Annotated in this window: 25 protein-coding genes, 2 tRNA genes and 1 pseudogene; 12 read left to right on the top strand and 16 right to left on the bottom strand. The window is 58.5% G+C overall.

The window, feature by feature from the left end; translation table 11 throughout:
- The first annotated feature begins 5 nt into the window (after positions 1 to 5).
- From ABVS15_RS07840 to ribF, 3 genes are read left to right on the top strand one after another with little or no spacing between them, the layout of a single operon-like run.
- Complete coding sequence (locus ABVS15_RS07840) at positions 6 to 371, top strand: DUF4180 domain-containing protein (protein WP_369283175.1); 366 nt, start codon at positions 6 to 8, stop codon at positions 369 to 371.
- 33 nt (positions 372 to 404) lie between these two features.
- Positions 405 to 1271 carry a tRNA pseudouridine(55) synthase TruB gene (gene truB / locus ABVS15_RS07835; protein ID WP_369283174.1) on the top strand — a complete coding sequence of 289 codons (867 nt, stop codon included), beginning with the start codon at positions 405 to 407 and terminating at the stop codon, positions 1269 to 1271.
- 3 nt (positions 1272 to 1274) lie between these two features.
- Positions 1275 to 2168: a riboflavin biosynthesis protein RibF gene (gene ribF, locus ABVS15_RS07830; protein ID WP_369283173.1), complete on the top strand. Its 894-nt coding sequence runs from the start codon at positions 1275 to 1277 to the stop codon at positions 2166 to 2168.
- Between the two features lie 131 nt (positions 2169 to 2299).
- Here ribF and ABVS15_RS07825 read toward each other — a convergent pair whose 3' ends face one another.
- From ABVS15_RS07825 to ABVS15_RS07815, 3 genes are all read right to left on the bottom strand, one after another.
- Positions 2300 to 3406, bottom strand: a complete 1107-nt coding sequence (locus ABVS15_RS07825) for a M20 family metallopeptidase (protein WP_369283172.1) — start codon at positions 3404 to 3406, stop codon at positions 2300 to 2302.
- Between the two features lie 195 nt (positions 3407 to 3601).
- Positions 3602 to 5287, bottom strand: coding sequence for a peptide ABC transporter substrate-binding protein (locus ABVS15_RS07820; protein WP_369283171.1), 1686 nt, complete (start codon positions 5285 to 5287; stop codon positions 3602 to 3604).
- 302 nt (positions 5288 to 5589) lie between these two features.
- Complete coding sequence (locus ABVS15_RS07815; RefSeq protein WP_369283170.1) at positions 5590 to 6246, bottom strand: HAD hydrolase-like protein; 657 nt, start codon at positions 6244 to 6246, stop codon at positions 5590 to 5592.
- A 191-nt stretch (positions 6247 to 6437) separates the two neighbouring features.
- Here ABVS15_RS07815 and ABVS15_RS07810 point away from each other — a divergent pair, with 191 nt between their 5' ends.
- From ABVS15_RS07810 to rbr, 3 genes are read left to right on the top strand one after another with little or no spacing between them, the layout of a single operon-like run.
- Positions 6438 to 6905, top strand: a complete 468-nt coding sequence (locus ABVS15_RS07810; RefSeq protein WP_369283169.1) for a metallophosphoesterase — start codon at positions 6438 to 6440, stop codon at positions 6903 to 6905.
- On the top strand, positions 6902 to 7855 hold the full coding sequence (gluQRS, locus tag ABVS15_RS07805) for a tRNA glutamyl-Q(34) synthetase GluQRS (protein WP_369283168.1): 954 nt from the start codon (positions 6902 to 6904) through the stop codon (positions 7853 to 7855). The genes ABVS15_RS07810 and gluQRS overlap by 4 nt, the downstream gene beginning before the upstream one ends.
- A 57-nt stretch (positions 7856 to 7912) precedes the next feature.
- Entirely contained in the window at positions 7913 to 8506 is a 594-nt protein-coding gene (gene rbr / locus ABVS15_RS07800) for a rubrerythrin (protein ID WP_369283167.1), read from the top strand.
- 79 nt (positions 8507 to 8585) lie between these two features.
- On the opposite strand, the gene ABVS15_RS07795 is transcribed toward rbr, so the two are convergent.
- The 4 genes from ABVS15_RS07795 to ABVS15_RS07780 all read right to left on the bottom strand — a co-directional run bounded on the left by ABVS15_RS07795 (position 8586) and on the right by ABVS15_RS07780 (position 11177).
- On the bottom strand, positions 8586 to 9842 hold the full coding sequence (locus tag ABVS15_RS07795; protein WP_369283166.1) for a coproporphyrinogen-III oxidase family protein: 1257 nt from the start codon (positions 9840 to 9842) through the stop codon (positions 8586 to 8588).
- 66 nt (positions 9843 to 9908) lie between these two features.
- Positions 9909 to 10664: a helix-turn-helix transcriptional regulator gene (locus tag ABVS15_RS07790; RefSeq protein ID WP_369283165.1), complete on the bottom strand. Its 756-nt coding sequence runs from the start codon at positions 10662 to 10664 to the stop codon at positions 9909 to 9911.
- Between the two features lie 343 nt (positions 10665 to 11007).
- A tRNA-Tyr gene (locus ABVS15_RS07785) sits at positions 11008 to 11092 on the bottom strand.
- A gap of 9 nt (positions 11093 to 11101) precedes the next feature.
- Positions 11102 to 11177: transfer RNA gene (locus ABVS15_RS07780), tRNA-Thr, on the bottom strand.
- A gap of 78 nt (positions 11178 to 11255) precedes the next feature.
- Between ABVS15_RS07780 and ABVS15_RS07775 the strand changes: the two genes are divergently transcribed.
- From ABVS15_RS07775 to ABVS15_RS07750, 6 genes are all read left to right on the top strand, one after another.
- On the top strand, positions 11256 to 11441 hold the full coding sequence (locus tag ABVS15_RS07775; RefSeq protein WP_369283164.1) for a hypothetical protein: 186 nt from the start codon (positions 11256 to 11258) through the stop codon (positions 11439 to 11441).
- A complete protein-coding gene (locus ABVS15_RS07770) occupies positions 11441 to 11674 on the top strand; it encodes a hypothetical protein (protein ID WP_369283163.1) in 234 nt (77 codons plus the stop codon). Before ABVS15_RS07775 ends, ABVS15_RS07770 begins: the two co-directional genes overlap by 1 nt.
- Positions 11655 to 11960 (top strand): sigma-70 family RNA polymerase sigma factor, encoded by a 306-nt coding sequence (locus ABVS15_RS07765; protein WP_369283162.1) that lies wholly within the window; start codon positions 11655 to 11657, stop codon positions 11958 to 11960. Before ABVS15_RS07770 ends, ABVS15_RS07765 begins: the two co-directional genes overlap by 20 nt.
- 126 nt (positions 11961 to 12086) lie before the next feature.
- A complete protein-coding gene (locus ABVS15_RS07760) occupies positions 12087 to 12974 on the top strand; it encodes a YitT family protein (protein WP_369283161.1) in 888 nt (295 codons plus the stop codon).
- A 184-nt stretch (positions 12975 to 13158) separates the two neighbouring features.
- Positions 13159 to 13803 carry an HAD family hydrolase gene (locus ABVS15_RS07755; RefSeq protein WP_369283160.1) on the top strand — a complete coding sequence of 215 codons (645 nt, stop codon included), beginning with the start codon at positions 13159 to 13161 and terminating at the stop codon, positions 13801 to 13803.
- A complete protein-coding gene (locus tag ABVS15_RS07750; RefSeq protein ID WP_369283159.1) occupies positions 13785 to 14036 on the top strand; it encodes a hypothetical protein in 252 nt (83 codons plus the stop codon). Before ABVS15_RS07755 ends, ABVS15_RS07750 begins: the two co-directional genes overlap by 19 nt.
- Positions 14037 to 14058: 22 nt before the next feature.
- Here ABVS15_RS07750 and ABVS15_RS07745 read toward each other — a convergent pair whose 3' ends face one another.
- From ABVS15_RS07745 to ABVS15_RS07705, 9 genes and pseudogenes are all read right to left on the bottom strand, one after another.
- Entirely contained in the window at positions 14059 to 14556 is a 498-nt protein-coding gene (locus tag ABVS15_RS07745; protein ID WP_369283158.1) for a S1 RNA-binding domain-containing protein, read from the bottom strand.
- A 94-nt stretch (positions 14557 to 14650) separates the two neighbouring features.
- Complete coding sequence (locus ABVS15_RS07740; protein ID WP_369283268.1) at positions 14651 to 14959, bottom strand: septum formation initiator family protein; 309 nt, start codon at positions 14957 to 14959, stop codon at positions 14651 to 14653.
- 214 nt (positions 14960 to 15173) lie between these two features.
- Positions 15174 to 15425 (bottom strand): annotated as a pseudogene (yabQ, locus tag ABVS15_RS07735) (spore cortex biosynthesis protein YabQ); the annotation flags it as partial.
- A 1-nt stretch (position 15426) separates the two neighbouring features.
- Complete coding sequence (locus tag ABVS15_RS07730) at positions 15427 to 15708, bottom strand: YabP/YqfC family sporulation protein (RefSeq protein ID WP_293009085.1); 282 nt, start codon at positions 15706 to 15708, stop codon at positions 15427 to 15429.
- 70 nt (positions 15709 to 15778) lie between these two features.
- Positions 15779 to 16030 (bottom strand): RNA-binding S4 domain-containing protein, encoded by a 252-nt coding sequence (locus ABVS15_RS07725; RefSeq protein ID WP_369283157.1) that lies wholly within the window; start codon positions 16028 to 16030, stop codon positions 15779 to 15781.
- A 102-nt stretch (positions 16031 to 16132) separates the two neighbouring features.
- Positions 16133 to 16408 (bottom strand): HU family DNA-binding protein, encoded by a 276-nt coding sequence (locus ABVS15_RS07720; RefSeq protein WP_312611283.1) that lies wholly within the window; start codon positions 16406 to 16408, stop codon positions 16133 to 16135.
- A gap of 60 nt (positions 16409 to 16468) precedes the next feature.
- On the bottom strand, positions 16469 to 17275 hold the full coding sequence (gene mazG, locus ABVS15_RS07715; RefSeq protein WP_369283156.1) for a nucleoside triphosphate pyrophosphohydrolase: 807 nt from the start codon (positions 17273 to 17275) through the stop codon (positions 16469 to 16471).
- Between the two features lie 58 nt (positions 17276 to 17333).
- Positions 17334 to 18956 (bottom strand): polysaccharide biosynthesis C-terminal domain-containing protein, encoded by a 1623-nt coding sequence (locus ABVS15_RS07710; protein ID WP_369283155.1) that lies wholly within the window; start codon positions 18954 to 18956, stop codon positions 17334 to 17336.
- A gap of 79 nt (positions 18957 to 19035) precedes the next feature.
- Positions 19036 to 19434 (bottom strand): zinc ribbon domain-containing protein, encoded by a 399-nt coding sequence (locus ABVS15_RS07705; RefSeq protein ID WP_369283154.1) that lies wholly within the window; start codon positions 19432 to 19434, stop codon positions 19036 to 19038.
- Positions 19435 to 19445 lie beyond the last annotated feature (11 nt).

Here is a 19445-nt window from a genome sequence, read left to right as displayed (position 1 = left end):
AAACCATGCAGATCGAAAGTATTTTACGCGGCGGCGCGAAAATCGCCGTGGTGACTGGCGGCGAAAAGATCCTGACCGATGCGCAGTCAGCTTTGGATTTGCTGGCCACGGTGAACTATGAAACCGGCACGGACAGGATTGCGATTGACAAGGATGCTGTGGTGGACGACTTTTTTGTTCTGAGCACGGGCCTTGCGGGCGACGTGCTTCAAAAATTTGTGACGTACCGTACCAAGCTTGCCATCTACGGCGACTATACCGGATACACCAGCAAGCCGCTGAAGGACTTTATCTATGAATCCAACAAGGGAAGCCATGTCTTTTTCGTGCCGACGAAGGAAGAGGCTCTCGAAAGGCTTGCGGGCGGCTGACAGACCGCCAAATTTCAACGGGGAGGGCGCGTTATGCCCAGCGGAATCATCATCATCGACAAGCCCATGGACTGGACCAGCATGGACGTATGCGCCAAGCTGCGGGGCATCCTGAAAGAAAAGCGGGTGGGCCACGGCGGGACGCTGGACCCCATGGCCACCGGCGTGCTGCCCGTTTTTGTAGGACAGGCCACTCGGGCTGTGGAGTTTGCCGAAAAGGGGAAAAAGGAATACGTGGCGGGACTGCGTCTGGGCCTTGTCACCGACACGCAGGACGTGACGGGGACGGCGCTGGAGCGCTGTGAGCCAGCGGTTTCCCGGGAAATGCTGGTGGCGGTGCTGCCCCGGTTTACGGGGGAGATTTTGCAGATCCCGCCCATGTACTCCGCCATTAAAATCGGCGGAAAGAAGCTGTATGACATTGCCCGAAAGGGCGGCGAGGTGGAGCGCGCACCCCGGCCCATCACCATTTTCGAGCTGGAGCTTTTGGAGCAGACCGGCCCCGCCGAGTTTACCCTGCGGTGCCTGTGCTCCAAGGGAACCTACATCCGCACCCTCTGCCACGACATCGGACAGGCCCTTGGCTGCGGCGGGTGCATGTCCTCGCTACGGCGGACTATGGCGGCGGGCTTTACGCTCAGTCAGGCGGTGAGCCTTGAAGATGTGCAGGAGCGCGGCGCGGCACTGCTGATGCCCACGGATACGTATTTTTTAGAGTACCCCGCCCTTCACCTATCCACGGAGCGGCAGGAACACCGCTGCCGGAACGGAAATCCGGTGGACGCCGCTGCGTGTCCCGACGGGACAGTGCGGGTATACGGGCGGGAGGGAGACTTTCTCTGTCTCTCCCAAGCCAGAGACGGCGTGCTGACGTCGGTTAAAAACTTTTTTGGAGCGTAAGATATGAAAGAACGCGTGATTGCTCTGGGCTTTTTCGACGGGGTTCACCTGGGCCACGCCGCCCTGCTTCGCCGCGCGGTGGAGGAGGCCGCCCACCGCGGCTGCATCCCCGCCGTATTCACTTTCAGCCGTCCGCCCAAAGAGGTGGTCACGGGGATTCCCTGCCCGCTTATCAATTCTCCGGAGGACCGGCAGGGCCTTCTTCGGCGGCTGTTTGGCATCAAGGATGTCCTGATGGTGCCCTTTGATCAGGAAATGATGACGACCCCTTGGGATGCGTTTGTAACGGAAATTATGGTGAAGCGGTACCATGCTGTCCATCTGGTAGCGGGGCATGATCACCATTTTGGACATAAGAATCAAGGTTCGCCCGAGCTCTTGCTGGAAAAATGCGTCCAGCTTGGGATTGGCTGCGACATCATTCCCAAAGTGGAGCGGGGCGGCATCGAGGTCAGCTCCACTTACATCCGCCGATTGGTGGAAATGGGACAGATGGAGCGGGCGGCGGAATTTCTGGGGCATCCTCACGTATTGTCTCAGGAGGTGAAGCATGGGCGGCGCATCGGCCGGACCATCGGCATTCCCACCATCAACCTCACGGTGCCGCCCCATGTGCTGGTGCCCGGACACGGGGTTTACGCCGCCAAGGCCTGCCTGCCGGACGGCAGAGAGCTGGCTGGCGTGACGAATGTAGGGACCCGGCCCACCGTGGAAAACGGGACGGACGTGACCGTGGAAACCTTTTTGCTGGACTTTGACGGGGATTTGTACGGACAGACAGTCCGGCTGGAGTTTTATAAGCGGCTGCGGGACGAAATCCGCTTTGATTCTCTGGAGAGCCTGAAGGCACAGATTGCCCGGGACGCGGAGACGGTGCGGGCTTTGCTTGCGAAATAGCCCAGGGCTTCTGCCCGAAAGGTTTGCCCTTCGGGTGGCGAAGCGGCTAATTTGGATATGGAACGCGGGGCGTCTCATCGAGATGCCCCGCGTTGGCTTTATCATCGGAAACAGTCCGGTTGGCCTTGGGTTTAGGCCAGAACCAGCAGCTTCTTTAAAAATTCCACACCCTTGGGTAGAATCTGCTCGTCATCAAAGGAAAAGGTGCTTGCGTGAAGCTGGGGCACATCTCCCGCGCCCAAAAAGAAAAACACGCCGGGGATTTGCTGCTGGTAGAAGGAGAAGTCCTCCGCCGCCAGCGCGGGCTGGGGGAGCAGGGAGACTTCGCCGTTCCCCAGACCGGCGCGGATCGTTTCAAACAGGCCCTCGTGGTTCCATACCGGAGGATAACCCTCGTTGAGGTGAAGTAACACCTCGCAGCCGGTGGAGCGCTCCACCCGACGGCAGGTCTCCGCCAGCTCCCGGCGCAGCAAGTCAAAGGATGCGTCGGAAAAGGTGCGCAGACAGCCTAAAAGCTCCGAATGGCCGCTGACCACATTTCGAGCATCGCCGGAGTGCAGCGTGCCGAATCGCAAAACGCGGGGGTCCTCCGGGGGCAGGGCGCTTCGCTCCGTCTCCGTCACCTGGCGCACCAGCTCCACGGCGGCAAGGAGTGCGTCCCGGCCCTGATCGGCCCGGGAGATGTGAACGCTTTCTCCGGTAATGTTCACGGTAATCTGACTGGCCCGGGCCATCTGTGGGCCGGGCTTCGCCCACACCGTTCCCTCCGGAAGACCTGGCCACAGGTGCAGCCCGAAAATCCGGCGGACCTCCAGCCGCTCCAAAAGGCCTGTTTCACAGATCAACCGCGCGCCGCCGGTGGTTTCCTCCGCAGGCTGAAAAATAAAAAGCACGTTCCGCGGAAGGGCTTCCATATGACTGTCAACGTATTCCGCCAGCGCCAAAGCCATGGCGGTGTGCCCGTCGTGGCCGCAGGCGTGCATTTGGCCCGGATGCTCCGAGGCAAAGAAAAGGCCCGTCTCTTCCGTCTCCGGCAGGGCGTCCATATCCGCCCGAAAGGCCACCGTCTCCGCCTTTCCCACATCAAAAAATGCGCAGATGCCGCCCTTGATGGGTGATGAAAGACGGCAGCGCAGCTTCTCCAGCCGACTTTGTACGAAGGCCAGGGTTTTCGGAAGCTCATTGTCCAGCTCCGGAATGCGATGCAGCGTTCGGCGATACGTGATGACGGAGTCCATGCCGCCACCTCCCTTTTTTTTCGCTCAGTATAGCACTGCCCGGAGTAAAAAGACAGAGGGCAAAACCGAATTGTAAAAACCCCACAAGAACAGTGCTGGAAGGTCTTTTAAATCAGGGAAAGTTGACAAACAGCGTTCGCCGCCAATTGGCAGCGAACGCTGTTAAAAATTAATATAAGGATTCCACGACCTCCGTCAGGAGACAGCCGCCACGCCCGCAAAGCTGAACCAGCCTCTGGGGTCCCGGCACAGGCCGGACCAGCCCTCCCGCAGCTTCCACAGCGTTCCCGTGGTGTAGAGCGGGGAAACCGCCGCATCCTCCAGCAGAAGAACCTCTGCGTCGTGGAGGCAGGCAATCCGCGCGGCAGGGTCTGAGGCGCTGTCAATGATTTTCAGCAAGGTGTCGTAAGCGCCGCTGGAATAGCGGGCGGTATTGAGCGCGGACTTGCTGGAAAAGGGCGCGAGAAACGTCTCTGCATCATTGACGGATGCCGACATATCTACGTCCGCCAGCGCGTATTCCCCGGTGCGCAGGGCGGCGGACAGCTCCGCACGGGTCACGGCCCGGGGCTGAATGTGCAGCCCCAGCACGGAGCGCCACTGCTCCGCCAGCGCGGTGGCAATGGCTGCTGCCGGACCTTCATCCACATAGAGATAGTCCAGAGCGCTGTTTCTGACATAGCTGCTGGCGCCGCTGTCATAGCCGCTGCCGGATAAAAGCTGCTCTGCCTTTTCGCAGTTGCTTTCATAATCCTCTGCGGAAGAGTTTAAAAGGTCGCCGCCCTCGGTGCGGAAGTCCTCTTCCGCGCTGCCGGGCACACCGTAGGGTACCAGCCCCGTGGCCGCGCTGGCAGAGCCCCCAGCCAAGGCGGCCACGGCCTGCCGGTCCACCGCAAGGGTCAGCGCCTTGCGGAACGAGGGGTCGTCCAGGGGGTATTGTGCTCCGTTGAACAGCACCGTGTGGGTGGTGAGCACCGGGGTGAGGGACTGACCGTGGGCAACCTGTGCGTCCACTTGTTCCTGAGGCAGGGCATACGCCAGGTCCACCGTTTCTCCGTCATACAGAGCCCACGCCGTTTCCGGACTGTCGGCAAAGAAAACGCGTACCCCATCGTTTCTCACCCGGCCGTAATAATGCTCGCTGCGGGTCAGCTCCAGCGTCTTTCCCGATTGATAAGCGGAAGCCTGATAGGCCCCGTTGGTGACAAGCAGGGTGGGGGCGTACCACCATTTCAGGGGCGCGGCGTCCTCTCCCGCAGTTTCGGAGGCGGCCTGCGCCTGCTCCTTCAGGGACAGCACTACATCCTGCCGCAGGGGCACGGTGGCGGGGGAGGAGCACACGCCGGTCAAAAACCAGTCGTACTTCCCGGACAAAACCACCTCCAGCGTGGTGTCGTTCTTGGCGGTGACGGCCAGCTCCTCCGGGGCTCCCCCATCCTGAACCGCGTCGTAGCCCTGTACCACTGACAGCAGCGCCGCATTGGGAGACAGGGTCAGGGGATTTGCAAGGCGCTGCCAGGCGTATACAAAGTCCTGCGCCTTCACCTCTGTTCCATCGGACCAGCGTGCACTGCGCAGCCGGAAGGTGTAGACCACCGTGCCGTCAAAATTCTCCGTTATATCCACGGACTTTGCCATGCCCTCGGTCACAGTGGTGCTGCCGTCGCCGTCGCAGGTCATGCGCATCAGCGGCTCGTAAAGGCTGAGCGCCACCGTGTTGTCCGTGTCGGTGGAAACATAGGCCGGGTCAAAGGTGGTCACTCCGTTCCCCACAGACACCGGCAGAATGGATGGGGCTTCTTCCTCGCCGCAGCCGCTCAGGATTCCGGCGCACAGTACGGCGGACAGCACCAGAGCCGCCCATCGCTTCATTCGTCTCATGTGTGATTCTCCTTATGGAACACGGCCCGCCGCGCGGCGTTCTCCGTTTTATATGAATTGTGTATGCAATCAGCGCACTTCCGCCGGAACGCGGGAAATGCCAAATAGCATTATACGCGGTTTTGCAGGCAATTGTAAAGCAAAAGAGAAAATTTAGTAACAAATATTTACAAAATTAAGAAAATTTTAATAAATATAGGCCGACGGGGCAGACAGAAGACCTGCGGCGCGCAAAAGACCCGCCGAAAAAGCAGTTGCTCCTTCAGCGGGTTAAAATTAAAAAGCAGAGGGCGCAAGCCCCGTCAATGGGCCAGAATAAACCGCTCCAGCTCCGCCGCGGAGCGTACCACCGCCACGGCACCGGCCTCCTCCAGCTCACCGGGGGCGGCATAGCCGAAAAATTCCACGCCGACGCAGTCCACGCCGCACTCTTTTGCACCCAGCACGTCGTATTTCCGGTCGCCCACCATCAGGATGTCGGGCCGGTCCGCCTCGCTCAGGTTCAGGCGGTCAAAGGTGTCCCGGATCACGTCGGCCTTCGTGTGGTCCCCGTGGAGCGGGCCGCCTGCGATGACGCTGAGAGACGGTGTGTAGCCAAACCGCGCACAGATATCCACGCACAGCTTTTCCGGCTTGGAGGACGACAGCGCCAGCACGTATCCCGCTTCCTTCAAGCGCCCGCACAGCTCGGGCATTCCGGGAGCCGCCGCGTTTTCAAATTTCCCGATGGGCTCATACCGCTCACGAAACGCCTCCACAGCCGCAAAGGCCTGTTCCTTTGTAAAACCGCATACATCCATAAAGGTTTCCTGCAAAGGTGGGCCGATAAATTGAAGCAGAGTGGCCTCGCCGGGCACGGGTTTGCCAAGCTTTTCAAACGCGTAACATAACGAATTCAGGATGCCCTCCTTGGAATCCGTCAAAGTTCCGTCCAAATCAAAAAAAATATAACGATACAAAAATTTCTCGCCTCCGTTCCACAAAATTCTATCATGTTTTGCCGCTTCATGCAAGACGGTAGTAAGGTCCGCGCCCGCGCCTCCGGGACGAAGAGGCAAATCCCCACGTTCCGAAAAGAAAAGCGAATTTGGTTGCCAAATCGTTTCGCAGGGGGTATACTGGCGGCATCAAAACCGAAGGACGGAACTTTATGAAGATACTGGTATTCTCCGATTCCCACGGCAACGTGGAGCATATGGTGACCGCTCTGGAGCGGGAGAGGCCGCAGCGCATCTTCCATCTGGGGGACGGCTGGCGGGATGCGGAGCACCTCCGGGACATGTTTCCCGATATTCCGCTGGATCAGGTTCCCGGCAACTGCGACCTCCGTCTGGAGGAGGCGCCCATGAAGCTATTGGAGCTGGAAGGCAAGCGCATCCTTCTTTGTCACGGGCACACCTGCCGGGTGAAGGAGGGCCTGATGGACGTGAGCTATGCCGCCCGGGAGCACAAGGCGGATTTGCTATGCTTTGGACATACCCATGTTCCCACGCAGGAGTGGGTTGGGGAGTCTCTTTTATTAAATCCCGGCAGCATTGGCTATTGGGGACGGCCTACCTATGCCGTGGTCCGGATTGAACGCGGCCGTCTTACGGCGGACCTGCGCAGGCTGCTGTGACAAGCGGAGCCGAACGGGGCCGATTTGCCCCCTCTCCCAGCGGGCGGATGCATCTTGGAAATCTGTTTACAAGCCTTCTGGCGTGGCTCTCTGCAAAAGCCTCGGGGGGCCGGGTTGTTTTGCGGATTGAGGATTTGGACGCGGGGCGCTGTACCCGGGCCTGTGGGGACCAACTGGAGGAGGACTACCGTACGCTGGGGCTTTTCTGGGACGAGGGGGGCAGCGCGGGCGGGCCAGGCGGACCCTATTACCAAAGTGAGCGGGAAGAGCGCTATATCGCCGCGCTGGAGACACTGCGGGAAAAGGGACTGGTGTATCCTTGCTTTTGCACCCGCGCCCAGCTCCACGCCGCCTCGGCCCCCCACCGGGAGGATGGGCAGGCAATTTATCCCGGAGCATGCCGGGACTTGACGCCCGATCAGGCGGCGGAGCGGGCAAAAATTCGTCCTCCCGCTGATCGCCTGCGGGTTCCGGACCGGGAGATCGCATTTGAAGACGGGCATCTTGGCCCATACGCTGAGAATCTCGCCCGGGACTGCGGGGACTTCCTGCTCCGCCGGTCTGACGGCCTGTGGGCCTATCAGCTTGCGGTGGTGGTGGACGACGCGGCCATGCAGGTTACGCAGGTGGTGCGGGGGAGCGATTTGCTGTCCTCTACGCCCCGGCAGTTGTACCTCTATGGGCTGCTGGGGCTGACGCCGCCGAAATTTTACCATGTGCCTTTGCTGCTGTCGTCTGACGGGCGGCGGCTGAGCAAGCGGGACGGAGATTTGAGCCTGGATGCGCTGCTCTTGCGAAGTACGCCGGAGGAGTTAATTGGAAAGCTCGCGTATCTTGCGGGGCTGAATCCCTCTGCCAGGCCCCGGACTCCTGAAAGTCTGCTGGCAGAGTTTGACTGGGAGCGGGTTCCGAAGAAGGATCTCTTCGTACCACTGGGTCTGTTTTTCTGAAATCCGCATAAAACCGCCCCCTTTGCGCAAGCTGGCACAAAGGGGGCGGCTTATTTTATGGATTTGAAAAACAGCGAAACAAAAATCAGCCTGATGCGGGCCTTTGCGGGGGAAAGTCAGGCCCGGAACCGCTATACGTTTGCAGCGTCTCAGGCGAAAAAGCAGGGACTGCACGTCATCGAGGCGGCGTTTCTGTTTACGGCGAATCAGGAAAAAGAGCACGCGGAGGTGTTCTACAAGCATCTGGAGGCGCTTTCCGGTGAGACGGTGCTAATCGACGGGGGCTACCCCGTGGATGCGGCGCAGGATATGGCGGCGCTTTTGCGGATGGCGCGGCACAACGAGCTGGAGGAATTTGAAGACGCCTATCCCGCCTTTGCAGAGATTGCAAAAAAAGAGGGTTTCTCCCGCATTGCCGACTCCTTCTCCCGCATCGCGGCCATTGAAAAAACCCATGCCGACCGGTTTGAATTGTTGGCGGACCTGCTGGAGCGGGAGCGCCTGTTCGTGGCGGATGCGGAATGCGGCTGGATGTGCCTGAACTGCGGCTATGTCTTCACCGGGAAGGCTGCCCCGGAAAAATGCCCTGCCTGCGACCACGACCGGGGTTATTTCATTCGCCTGACCATGGCTCCGTACACGGAGCTGTAACCAGAGAAAACGCCGGCATAAAAAATCGGCGACACAGACGGCCCGGACGCTGTAACGCGTCCGGGCCGTATTATATCGCTCATAAAATAATTTCCTTGGGAAACGCTTCCCTTCGGAGAATGCCCCACATTTTATCGATGTACGCCAGCGTGTAGTAATTTTCGTAATAGTGATAGTAGAATGCGCCCTTGAGCGTCATGCGGAAGATTCCTTGCTCCTCCGTGGCAAAGCCAAGCTTTTTCGCAAGCCAGAATTCAAAGCCGTAGACCTTGTTCAGCGGCACGCCAAAAAATTCTTCAAATCCCCTTGGGTCCACCTCCGTGCTGTAAGCCGTCCAAAACAGGTAGTAGAGCATCCGCTGGCGGGTTGTAAAGCGCAGGGTCAGTGAGGTGGGCAACGTGCCACCCTGAATTCTCCTGCGGTATTCCTCCACGGAAAAGGTGTTGACCTTGAACTGATTCTTTAACAGCGTGGTGGCGGAGCAGCCGAAGCCTAAAAAATTCTCCCGGGTCATGGAGGAATAGCTTGCCCCCGGCGTGCCGGAAAAGGTCCAGATGGACTCCCGCCGGTATCCCATAGCCTCGCAATACCCGGTGATGTCGTCTAGCAGTCGTCGTTTTTGCTGCTTGCCCATGGGCTTGACGGTGGAGCCGGTGAAGGCAAAGTCAATAAAGGGATAGATGGCCACATGGTTTGCCCCGATGGAAAAAGCTGTGGCAATATCCGTCTTTAAATCCTCCACCGTCTGTCCCGGCAGGGCAAAAATAAAATCCATGGACACAGTTTCAAAGGGCACGGCCCGCAGAGTAGCAGAGAGACGCTCCGGGTCAAAGCCCTTGCGCCCCAGAATCCCCAGAAATTTATCCCCAAAGGACTGAATCCCGATGCTGATTTTCGTAACGCCCGCCGCCCGCAGGGCCGAAAGCGTCTCCACCGTCACATTGTCCGGGTGAAGCTCCAGACCGATGCCCTCCGTGATGATGAAATGCTCTTGCAGCGCGGCGACAAGCTCCCCAATCCGCCGGACGGCAAGCGCAGGCGTTCCGCCGCCGAAATACAGGCTGGTGGCCTGCTTTTTCTCCTGCGTCTGCCCGCCCACCAGATGGATTTCCCGAAGCAGGCAGTCGATATATTCATCGCACAGCGCTTCGTCGTACAGTTCCTTGCAATAGGGGCAGAAGGTGCAAAGCTGCCTGCAAAAGGGAATGTGGACATACAGGCCCAGCCTCCGGCTTCCAGCAAAGGGCAGCGCTTCGTCATATTCATTCTGAAACCGAAACGGACGAAGCGACCGCGTGAGAAACGCCCGGGTCAATGTCGTTAAATAGCTCATCATTCACCTGCATGCACTTCCGTTGATATTCAGCGGCACAAAAAGCAGCCGGGTAAGCCATGTCAACCGTTATCTGTCCAGCTTCGGCAAGGGCAGTTTATGCATCATCACGCGGCCAAAGGATACCAGCGTCTGTCCGCTGTCGGCGGTGAGCACCACGTCCGCGTCTGAGCGCGCCCGGTTCAGGGAGAACAGGTACACCGTCCCCATGGGGTCCCGGTAATACTGCTTACAAACCATTTCCCCGTCCACGCAGAAGATGCCGACGTCCCCTGCCTGTAATGGGTCCCGATTCACATAGACCGTCGCCCCGTCCGCAATCCATGGAGACATGGAGTCGCCCCGGATCTGTACGGCAAACTCCGCAGCGGGCGGTACGTCCCCGCCTACGGACACATAATCGAAATCCTCGCCAAACACCGGCGCGGCAAAGCCCGCCGCTGCCGGGCTGCAATACAGGGGGATGCGCCGCTCCGCAAGTTGGGGCCGGGCAAGCTCCAGCTCGTCCTGATACTGGCACAGCGCCCTCAGCACGGAGCGCACGGTGTCCCGCCCCACAGCGGAAAGACTTCGGTACTGGTCTAAAACCTCCCGCTCATCGTGGCTTAAAACGCTCTTTCCGCCCCAGAAGTGGTCCCGGTACAGTGTGTTGGGGTCCACCCGCAGGCTGTCAAACAGGCGCAGAAGTACCTCTTCTTTAGGGAAGCTGATCCCCGTTTCATAATTGCCAATGGCGGAAACCGTCACGCCCAGCGCCTCGGCCAGCTCCCGACGGGACATATTCAATTCTTCTCTCCGCTCCCGCAGCCGTTCTCCAAACCCCATGTGGCGCGCCTCCCCGCAGTTTCTTGGACAAGATTAAACTTTGCTTTATCCTATCGTTATTTTTTGGCTTTGTCAATTGCGAAAAACAGGAAACTTGTAGAATGCACCTTGACAAAACATAATACTTGTGATATTTTGGGATTGCTCACAGGATTCTTGTGAGTTGCAGGAAATAGCGCACGAGGAAAGGCAGAGGGACAAGCTCTGGGAGCGGGCAGATCCCCGGGGTGTGGAACCCGGCGCAAGGGACCTCTTTAAAGCAAGGTGCCGGGCTTTCCCCGAATACGCGAAGGCTTTTCCAAAATAAAAGCACTCACATGTTCCGAAAAACATGTGAGCGCAATGGTGGGGGAAGATGGATTCGAACCATCGAAGTCGTAGACAACAGATTTACAGTCTGCCCCATTTGACCGCTCTGGAATTCCCCCATATTCACTTGGAGCTGGTGGACGGATTCGAACCCCCGACCTGCTGATTACAAATCAGCTGCTCTACCAGCTGAGCTACACCAGCGCATCCAACAGCAAAAGTTATTCTAGCAGACGGAGAAGAGTTTGTCAACCTTGTTTTTTAATGGGAGGGTAATTTTTTATGAGAAAGAGATTGTACAAGGGGAAGGGAGGTCCCCGCTGTGGCCTGTGCGGCGGGGAACTATGCCCGGAAGAATCCTATTGGCAGATCAACGGAGCGCTGATTTGTGCCGCATGTCTTCCGGAATATGCCCGGGGAGAGCTGGAGCCCTTTCGCCGGGTGCTGGGGGAAGAGGTGAACGCCTGATGACCATGCTTGAAATGTCCGTTACATACCGGGCCGGGGCCGATGCCCTGCGCCTGCGCATCCGGGAGCTGCGGCAGGCGCGGCAGGGAGAATCCGATCCGGGGAAAATTTTTCGGCTGACCCGGCGCATCGCGGAGCTGGAGCCGCTCCTGCGGGAGGCGCGGGAGCTGGCGGCGGTGACCGCCCATTATTACGAAAGGGGATATCACAAGGATGAAAAGTACTGCTTCTGATACCTTTTCCACCCGCTCCAGCGAGTGGATGGGAGATATGACGGTGTGGCTGCGTGAAAACAGCGGGGACAACGCAGATCGTCTGGCTCGCCTGCGCCGCCAGCTCCATGTGGCGCGCCAAAGAGAGCTGACACCCCGACAGCGCCAGTTTTTGGAGAGGTACTTTGACGACGGACTGACCATGCGGGAAATTGCGGAGGAGGCAGGCGTGGATCCTTCCACTGTGTCCCGTACGCTTCACCGGGCAAAGCAGCGCCTGCGCCGCGCCCTGCAATATGCGCTGTAAGGAATTTCCCGGCTTTGCCCCTTGTGCTTTTGCCCTGCTTTACGTATAATAAGCTTGCGACAATCTTTGCTGTGCTTGAACCCCGCGCGTTCCTCCGGGAGCCGGGGAAATAGAAGGAGGAGCCTTATGATTTACACCGCGCTGCACAACCGCTGGCTGCGTCTTCTGGGCGCCGTATTCGGGCAATTTCTCGCCGCGCTGGCGATGAATTTATTTCTGGTTCCCATGCACCTGTACACCGGCGGAGTCATGGGGTTTTGCCAATTGCTCCGGACGCTGATGACGGACTATATGGGGATGAACTTCGGGCAGTATGACATTGCGGGAATTCTTTATTTTCTGCTGAACATCCCCATTCTGCTCTTTGCGTGGAAGACGCTGGGGCGCGGGTTCGTGGTGCGGACATTGATCTGCACGCTGGCGTTCTCTGTTTTTTACTCGGTCATTCCCGCAGCGACCACGCCCATTGTGGAGGATATGCTGACCTCCTGTCTTCTGGGCGGCATTATCACGGGCGTGGCCTATGGCATCGTGCTGACCTGTGGCTGCTCCGGCGGCGGGCTGGACGTGGTGGGGCTGGCGCTGGCGGCACGGGGAACCAATATTACCGTGGGCAGGTTCAGCTTGGGGATCAACGCGGTGCTGTACACTGCGTGCCTCGTGCTGTTCAGCCCGGAAATTGCGATCTACTCCGTGATTTACAACTACTTTTCCGCCACCATTCTGGACCGGATGCACCAGCAGAACATCTCCATTCAGGCCATGATTTTTACCAAGCAAAACGAGAAGGAACTGGCAAAGTATATTACCCAATCCTTCGGCCGGGGCGTTACCTATTGGATGGGAGTGGGGGCCTATACCGGGGAAAACGTCCATGTATTGTACGTGTGCCTGTCCAAATACGAGGTGGAGGAACTGCGCCGGGCGGTTCATACCATGGACCCCCATGCGTTTTTTGTAATTCAGTCCGGCATTGAGGTGGACGGCAACTTCCGCCGGAATCTGGGGAACTGAGAAGCGGACACAAACTGGTGGAGCGGCGGCTGTTCCGGCGGGAGCGTTTGGGGATATCCGGGCGCGTGCTTTTTTGCGGACCCGACGCGGAACTGCTTGGATATTCAGAAACGGAAAAAACGAAGGAAAGACAAAAGGCGCCGCTCCGGCGGCGCCTTTTTCATGAAAGGGGAGCATAAAAGCTATGCGGCTGCAAGGTGCAATTTTTGATATGGATGGAACGCTGCTGGATTCCATGGGGGCATGGAGGGCCTTGGGTTCCGCCTTTATCCGACGGCAGGGGAAGGAGCCGGAGGAGGGGCTTGACCGAACGCTCCATGCCATGAGCATGGAGGAGAGCGCGGCCTACTGTGTGGAGCGGTACGGCCTGGAGGTCAGGCCGGAGGAGATTTCCCGGCTGCTGTACGCGGAGATGGAGGAGTTTTACCGGTTTCAGGTGAAGCCAAAGGCGGGCGTAGAACGGCTGCTGTCCATTTTGAAGATGGAGGGTGTGTGGATGTATGTTGCGACAGCCACGGACCACCCTTTGGCAGATCTGGCCCTGGAGGTTTCGGGTCTTGGAAAATATTTTCGTGGGCTGATCACCTGCGGCGACGCGGGCCATGAAAAGAACCATCCAGAGGTGTATGAAATGGCGCTGCGCCGCCTGCGCTGCCGGAAGGAGGACACCGTGGTGTTTGAGGACTCCCTCTTTGCCCTGCGCACGGCCAAGGCCGCAGGCTTTCGCACGGCGGCGGTTTACGACCCGACCGAGCCCAATCAGGACGTCATGCGGGCGGAGGCGGACTATTACATCCGCTCCTTTGAGGATTGGACGCAGATGGAGTAAGCAGCTCTTGGCGGCCTGTTGACGCCGGAGAAAATCAGCCTGAAAATGAAAAAAAGGGGCCGCCGGCGAATGATACGCCAGCGGCCCAAATGGGTGGGATATTGGAAAGCTTCCATGACTATCGTACTCCATACGCCCCAAAAACGCAAGGGGGAAAATTGGTCGATTTTTCACTTATTTTGGAGAAACCCGCCTTTTTCAAACAGGGTAAAAAAGAAAATCCGCAGCTCTGAAAAGGAGCCGCGGATTTTTTGGTTATTTTCTTCTTTTGCCGCCGCGCTTTCCGTCTACGCTGCGATTCAGATCGGCCATCTTTCCCTCGGAGGCGGAAAGAAATTTTTTCAGCTTGTCCTCAAAGTCCACGTCGCCGGAGGGCGGAATCGCCTGCGCCCGGGCGGGGCCGGAACGGTTCGCCGGCGCATATCCGCCGCCGGCAGGACGGGGACCACCGCTGCTGACAGCAGCAGGGCGCGGACCTCCCATGCCCCGGGGCGCGAAAGAACGGCCCTCCTCCGGAGGAAGCGCCTTTTTAATAGAAAGATTGAGCTTTCCGTTTTCCGAGGTCAGCACCCGGACCTTGACGCTCTGTCCCTCCTGTAAATAGTCGTGGACATCGTTTACGTAGCTGTTTGCAATCTCCGAAATATGTACGAGGCCGGAGCGGCCTCCCTCCAGGGCGACGAACGCGCCAAACTTCATAATGGCGGTTACCTTGCCCTCCATGATGCTCCCAACCTCAGGCTCTACTCCCATATTGCGTCCTGTTTCTCCCTTCTCAGGTTTCGTTTGTCCGCCAAAGGCGGAAAGATATTTAGATGACCGGCAGGGCGCACCGCGCCCGTGCCGCTCAATTGCTCACATCGTAGAACACCCGGTCCCCCGGGGCCACAAGACCCAGCTCATCCCGGGCGATTTGCTCCATCTGATCCTGTGTGCCGCCGCCATCGATGGCCTTTTGAAGCTGATCGTTGCCCTGCTGGCTGCTGCGAACCTGCTCGCTCAGCAGAACCTTCTGGGTTTCCGCCTGCTCCACCTGCGTCCGCAGATGGTACAGCTGTAACCCCAGCGCGACGATGAGCGTTGCCAGCAGCAGCTTTCCGAACAAGCCCAGCCTGAGCTGCCGACGGCTTTTTTTGGGCGCGCCTGTCTTTGCCACGGCTGCTCCCTCCTCGACCAATTTTGTAACGCCGACACGCAATTTTCTCTATTGTATAGCATTTTTTCATAAAAAGAAAGATGTTTTTCAGACGAAGGCCCATTTTTTTGGAGAAATTTTTCAGCCAAATCCAAGGAATTTGCAGCAAATGAAGCAAAAAGTCCAGCGTATCGGCCCAAAAATCCCAAATCGGACGCAGAAGCGCGGAAAATAAGGTGAAAAACAGTACCGTGCCGCCAAGGGTGCCAATCAGCGCAAAAATGCGAAGCTGCCCCTGGGTTCGGTTCAGGGCGAAGAGAAACAGCGCCGCCGCTGCCCACAGGCAGTAGACCGCGTCCAGCACCCACGCAAATCGGGGCAAACGAAGGCGGAAGGGGCGAAGCAGGTCGTGGGCCACCCCGATGGCCAGCCCCAGCAGAATCGACTGGAGAAAGATCCCCAGCTGCTGGTCCACAAAATTCCGCATATCATCCCAGCAGCCGCCGCAGCAGCCCGCCCCGGCTTGCGGACGGCTCCTCGTAGGATAGGGAATCAATTTTCCCGTCCACCCGCAGCTCGCCGCCCTCCAGCGAAAGCTGGCCGATATGCAGTTCTTCCCCTGTCACCACCAGTGTTCCGGCGGCGGTGGACATGACAATCCCCGTCTCATCAAACCGCTCCACATCCTCCACGCCGGAGACAATCAGGTGCTCCCGTCCGTTCAGCTCGACGCGATGGGCCTGCGGCATGGCGTTTCCATAGTCGTTCATCTTACGTCCCTCCCCGGTCTGCGCCGGTCCAAGCCGGCGGTCACACCATTCTATGGGAGAGAGCGGCGGATTATGCCCCTCCGGTAATTTCGCGGTACAGGCCTGCCGCGTCTGCCTGACGGACGTTTTCCGAAACCGCCAGAACCTCCACCGTCAGGGCCCTTACGCCGAACCGCAAAGAGAGCACGTCGCCCACCTTCACCTCATAGCTGGCTCTGGCAGGCTTTCCGTTGACCGTTACAAGACCGTTGTCGCAGGCCTCGTTGGCCACGGTGCGCCGCTTAATCAGGCGCGAGGTTTTGAGATATTTGTCCAGCCGCATAAAATTGCTCCTTTTTAAAAGTTCCTGAAAACCCTGGATTGGAAAACGCGCGGGGGGACGTAAGTCCCTCCGCGCGAGGCGTTTATTTGGTGTTAACCGCGCTTACTTCGCGACGGTGTCCTTCAGCGCCTTGCCGGCCTTAAAGGTGGGGATCTTGGAGGCGGGAATCTTGATCTCCTCCTTGGTCTTGGGGTTGCGGCCGATGCGCTCGGCGCGGCTCTTCACTTCAAAGGAACCGAAACCAACCAGCTGGACCTTGTCGCCCTCTTTCATGGCGGTGGTAATCGCGTCCAGCGTGGCGGCAATAACAGCCTCGGCCTCTTTCTTGGAAACCTCCGTCTTGGCGGCAACAGCGTTGATCAGTTCAGCTTTGTTCATTTGTATTTCCTCCTATAAAATTCACATCTTCCAGAATATATCTCAAAGCGAAGTCCGCTTTTAAGATTCTTGTTTTTTGGCCCGTTCCCACAGGGCCGTCTTTTCCGCAAAGGGAAGGGAAGCAAGGTCCTCCGAAGCGTGCTCTTCCACAAATCGGAAGCGGCGGGCAAATTTATCGCACCCGGCGTGCAGCGCCTCCTCGGGGTCTATTCCGTAGCGCTGGGCAATCCGCGCGGCCACAAACAGCACGTCGCCAATCTCTTCTCGGATGCCGTGGGGCGCGTCCAGGGGACGGGCGGCGTCCTCCGCCGCTTCGCGGAGCTCGGCAACCTCCTCGGACAGCTTGTCCATCGCGCCCGAGGCCTCCGGCCAGTCGAATCCGGCTGCGGAGGCTTTGCGCTGGATTTTCTCGGCCCGCCACAGGGCGGGAAGGGTTTTGGCAACCGCATCCACCGCGTCCGCGGCAGAGGTCTGGCCCTTTTCCTTGCGTTTCATGACCTCCCACCGGGCGGATTCCTCGGCGGAGTCTTTCACCTCCTCGGAGCCGAACACGTGTGGGTGGCGGTAAATCAGCTTTTTACAGATGCCGTCTGTCACGTCGTCCATGGTGAAGCCGCCCTGCTCGCGTTCAAGCTGCGCGTGAAACACCACCTGCAGCAGTACGTCGCCCAGCTCCTCGCACAGGGCCGCCGGGTCCCCCCGGTCGATGGCCTCCGCAGTCTCGCAGCACTCCTCCATAAGATTTCGCCGGAGGGAGGCGTGATCCTGCTCCCGGTCCCAGGGACAGCCGCCGGGGGAGCGAAGCAGCTCCATAATCCGTAGAAGGTCCTCATATCCGTATCGGGGCTTACATTGAAAATCTATCATATCTTTTCTGCCTTTGCAAGATAAATTCACGGGAAATCCTTGATTGTTCAGGTTTTTTTCACTTCAGCCTTAAAATTTTTGCCAACTTTTTGCCATGGGGCACGGATTCCAGATCCTCCGCCCGCAGAATCCGCAAAGCCAGCACCAGAATGCCGTATACCACAACTGCCACCGCGATGGCGCCCAAGGTAGCCGCGGCACCGGCCAGATATCCTGCGCCGGGACCCGCCAGCAGACGGCTGAGAATGCCGTGGGCCGCCCAGGCGGAGAGGCCCATTGCTACGGAGGCAATAGCCGGTTTTGCAAAAATCTGGAGATACCGGGGCTTTTCCGGAGAGTATTTCCATACAAAGTACAGGTTAAATCCGGCGATGACCAGATAGCAGCAAAGGGTGGAGATGGGCGCGCCCATGATATTGATGGAGGGCGTGCCCACCAGAACATAGTTCATGGCAATTTTGGTGACGCCGCCGGCAACCATGGTGTAAATAGGAATTTTCTCCTTGCCGTAAGACTGCAAAATGGCGTTGGTCAGGTTCATCAGGCAGATGAAGATGCACGCCACGCCCTGGACCCGCAAAAGCGGTGCGCAGGCAATGGCATCCTGAACCTGCGCGGGATACAGCAGCAACAGAATCGGCCCGGCCAGAACGCTTAACCCAACGCCTGCGGGAATGGCCAGCAGGGCAATCAGACGCAGAGCGGAGGAGACGACCCGGTTGGCCCTGGCGTTTTCATGCCGGGCCAGCGCCGCCGCCACAAAGGGAATCAGGCTCATGGTCACGGGGAAGACAAAGGAGGGCGGCAGGTTCACCAAGTCCGTGCCGTAGCCGTATTGTCCAAACAGGACGCTGGGCGCGGCGGGAAGCTGGTTTTGGATATCGGACAGCCGACGCAGGACAATGGTGGTATCCAGCATGGTCAGAAGACTCATGGCGGAATTGCTCAGCGTGATGGGAATTCCGATGTGCAGAACCTGCTTCATCAATACCCCACTGGAAGGGGGCACATCGGCGGAAAGAGCCTGATTGTCCCGATGGCGGAACAGATAGAGCGACATAAAGCCCAGAGAGATCACTTCGCTGACCGTGACGCCCAATATGGCGCCGGCGGCGCCGTAGGCCACGCCCTTTTGCACCACGCGGATCAGATACCATGCCAGCGGCAGGCCCACGCCCAGCTTGAAGGTGACCTCAATGACCTGTGACACGGCTGTGGGCGTCATATTGCCCTGCCCCTGGGTGTAGCCCCGCATACAGGCCAAAAGGCTGACGCACAAAATAGTGGGCGCCAGCGCGCGGATGGCGTGGGCGGCCATGGGCTGGCGCTGGAGGTCGGCCAGCTGAGATGCCCCGAAAAACATCAGCAGAGAGCCCACAAGGCCGATTCCTAAAAACAGCCAGATTGCCGTGCGGAATAGCTTTCGCTTTTCATTTTCCCGCCCCGTGGCATGGGCCCGGCTGGTGAGCTTGGAAATGGCAAGGGGAAGTCCCGCTGTGGACACGGTCATCAGGACGTTGAAAATATCGTAGGCCACCTTGAAATAGGTTTTGCCCTCGGCACTGAGAAGGTTGTTCACCGGAATGCGGTAAACCGCGCCCACGAGCTTGACAATGGCCACGGCGGAGGCTAAAATCGCCGCGCCGCCCAGAAAAGACTGCTTTTTCGCGTTATTCGCCATGAAGTTACCTCAATTTTTTCAAAAGGTTGGAGCTGTTTCTCCAACAAGGATATGCGTGCATCCTGCTGTCATGTCTCCATCACAGACGGGTTCCGCAGTGGCGGCAGAAAACGTCGCCCTGATTCGGCCCGAACCCGCACAGGGGGCATACACGGGGTTCACTCTGCCGCAGCCGCGCAATCTCCGCATCGGTACGGTCCAGCTCCGCGTTCACCTCGTCAATTTCACGGAGCTTGCCAAGAAGCGTATCGGAGTCGGCAATGTTGCCGGTATGGGTCCCATACACCATGGAGCCCACCTCCTGCAAAAGAACGCTCCGCCGGGCCTTCAGGTCAGCTACGCGGACATTCAGCTTGCTGACGGAGAGAAGAGAGGAGGCCTTTTGGCTAGCGGCGGTAAAAAGGTCGCCTGCGGCGGTGCCCACCTCCTCGGCGGTTTTCTGCACGGTATCCAGAAGTTCCTGCAATCTTTCATCCATGTTGACGCCCT

Source organism: Oscillibacter sp. GMB15532 (assembly GCF_041020825.1).
Classification (GTDB): Bacteria; Bacillota; Clostridia; order Oscillospirales; family Oscillospiraceae; genus Oscillibacter.
The sequence above is the reverse complement of the archived record's forward strand: the minus strand, read 5'-3'. Positions and strand labels throughout refer to the sequence as shown.

Excerpts from the sequence above, each read along its gene's own strand:
- ABVS15_RS07840 (WP_369283175.1), top strand. The coding sequence starts at position 6 with ATGCAGATCGAAAGTATTTTACGCGGCGGCGCGAAAATCGCCGTGGTG.
- truB (WP_369283174.1), top strand. The coding sequence starts at position 405 with ATGCCCAGCGGAATCATCATCATCGACAAGCCCATGGACTGGACCAGC.
- ribF (WP_369283173.1), top strand. The coding sequence starts at position 1,275 with ATGAAAGAACGCGTGATTGCTCTGGGCTTTTTCGACGGGGTTCACCTG.
- ABVS15_RS07825 (WP_369283172.1), bottom strand. The coding sequence starts at position 3,406 with ATGGACTCCGTCATCACGTATCGCCGAACGCTGCATCGCATTCCGGAG.
- ABVS15_RS07820 (WP_369283171.1), bottom strand. The coding sequence starts at position 5,287 with ATGAGACGAATGAAGCGATGGGCGGCTCTGGTGCTGTCCGCCGTACTG.
- ABVS15_RS07810 (WP_369283169.1), top strand. The coding sequence starts at position 6,438 with ATGAAGATACTGGTATTCTCCGATTCCCACGGCAACGTGGAGCATATG.
- rbr (WP_369283167.1), top strand. The coding sequence starts at position 7,913 with ATGGATTTGAAAAACAGCGAAACAAAAATCAGCCTGATGCGGGCCTTT.
- ABVS15_RS07795 (WP_369283166.1), bottom strand. The coding sequence starts at position 9,842 with ATGATGAGCTATTTAACGACATTGACCCGGGCGTTTCTCACGCGGTCG.
- ABVS15_RS07790 (WP_369283165.1), bottom strand. The coding sequence starts at position 10,664 with ATGGGGTTTGGAGAACGGCTGCGGGAGCGGAGAGAAGAATTGAATATG.
- ABVS15_RS07775 (WP_369283164.1), top strand. The coding sequence starts at position 11,256 with ATGAGAAAGAGATTGTACAAGGGGAAGGGAGGTCCCCGCTGTGGCCTG.
- ABVS15_RS07770 (WP_369283163.1), top strand. The coding sequence starts at position 11,441 with ATGACCATGCTTGAAATGTCCGTTACATACCGGGCCGGGGCCGATGCC.
- ABVS15_RS07765 (WP_369283162.1), top strand. The coding sequence starts at position 11,655 with ATGAAAAGTACTGCTTCTGATACCTTTTCCACCCGCTCCAGCGAGTGG.
- ABVS15_RS07760 (WP_369283161.1), top strand. The coding sequence starts at position 12,087 with ATGATTTACACCGCGCTGCACAACCGCTGGCTGCGTCTTCTGGGCGCC.
- ABVS15_RS07755 (WP_369283160.1), top strand. The coding sequence starts at position 13,159 with ATGCGGCTGCAAGGTGCAATTTTTGATATGGATGGAACGCTGCTGGAT.
- ABVS15_RS07745 (WP_369283158.1), bottom strand. The coding sequence starts at position 14,556 with ATGGGAGTAGAGCCTGAGGTTGGGAGCATCATGGAGGGCAAGGTAACC.
- ABVS15_RS07730 (WP_293009085.1), bottom strand. The coding sequence starts at position 15,708 with ATGAACGACTATGGAAACGCCATGCCGCAGGCCCATCGCGTCGAGCTG.
- ABVS15_RS07725 (WP_369283157.1), bottom strand. The coding sequence starts at position 16,030 with ATGCGGCTGGACAAATATCTCAAAACCTCGCGCCTGATTAAGCGGCGC.
- ABVS15_RS07720 (WP_312611283.1), bottom strand. The coding sequence starts at position 16,408 with ATGAACAAAGCTGAACTGATCAACGCTGTTGCCGCCAAGACGGAGGTT.
- mazG (WP_369283156.1), bottom strand. The coding sequence starts at position 17,275 with ATGATAGATTTTCAATGTAAGCCCCGATACGGATATGAGGACCTTCTA.
- ABVS15_RS07710 (WP_369283155.1), bottom strand. The coding sequence starts at position 18,956 with ATGGCGAATAACGCGAAAAAGCAGTCTTTTCTGGGCGGCGCGGCGATT.
- ABVS15_RS07705 (WP_369283154.1), bottom strand. The coding sequence starts at position 19,434 with ATGGATGAAAGATTGCAGGAACTTCTGGATACCGTGCAGAAAACCGCC.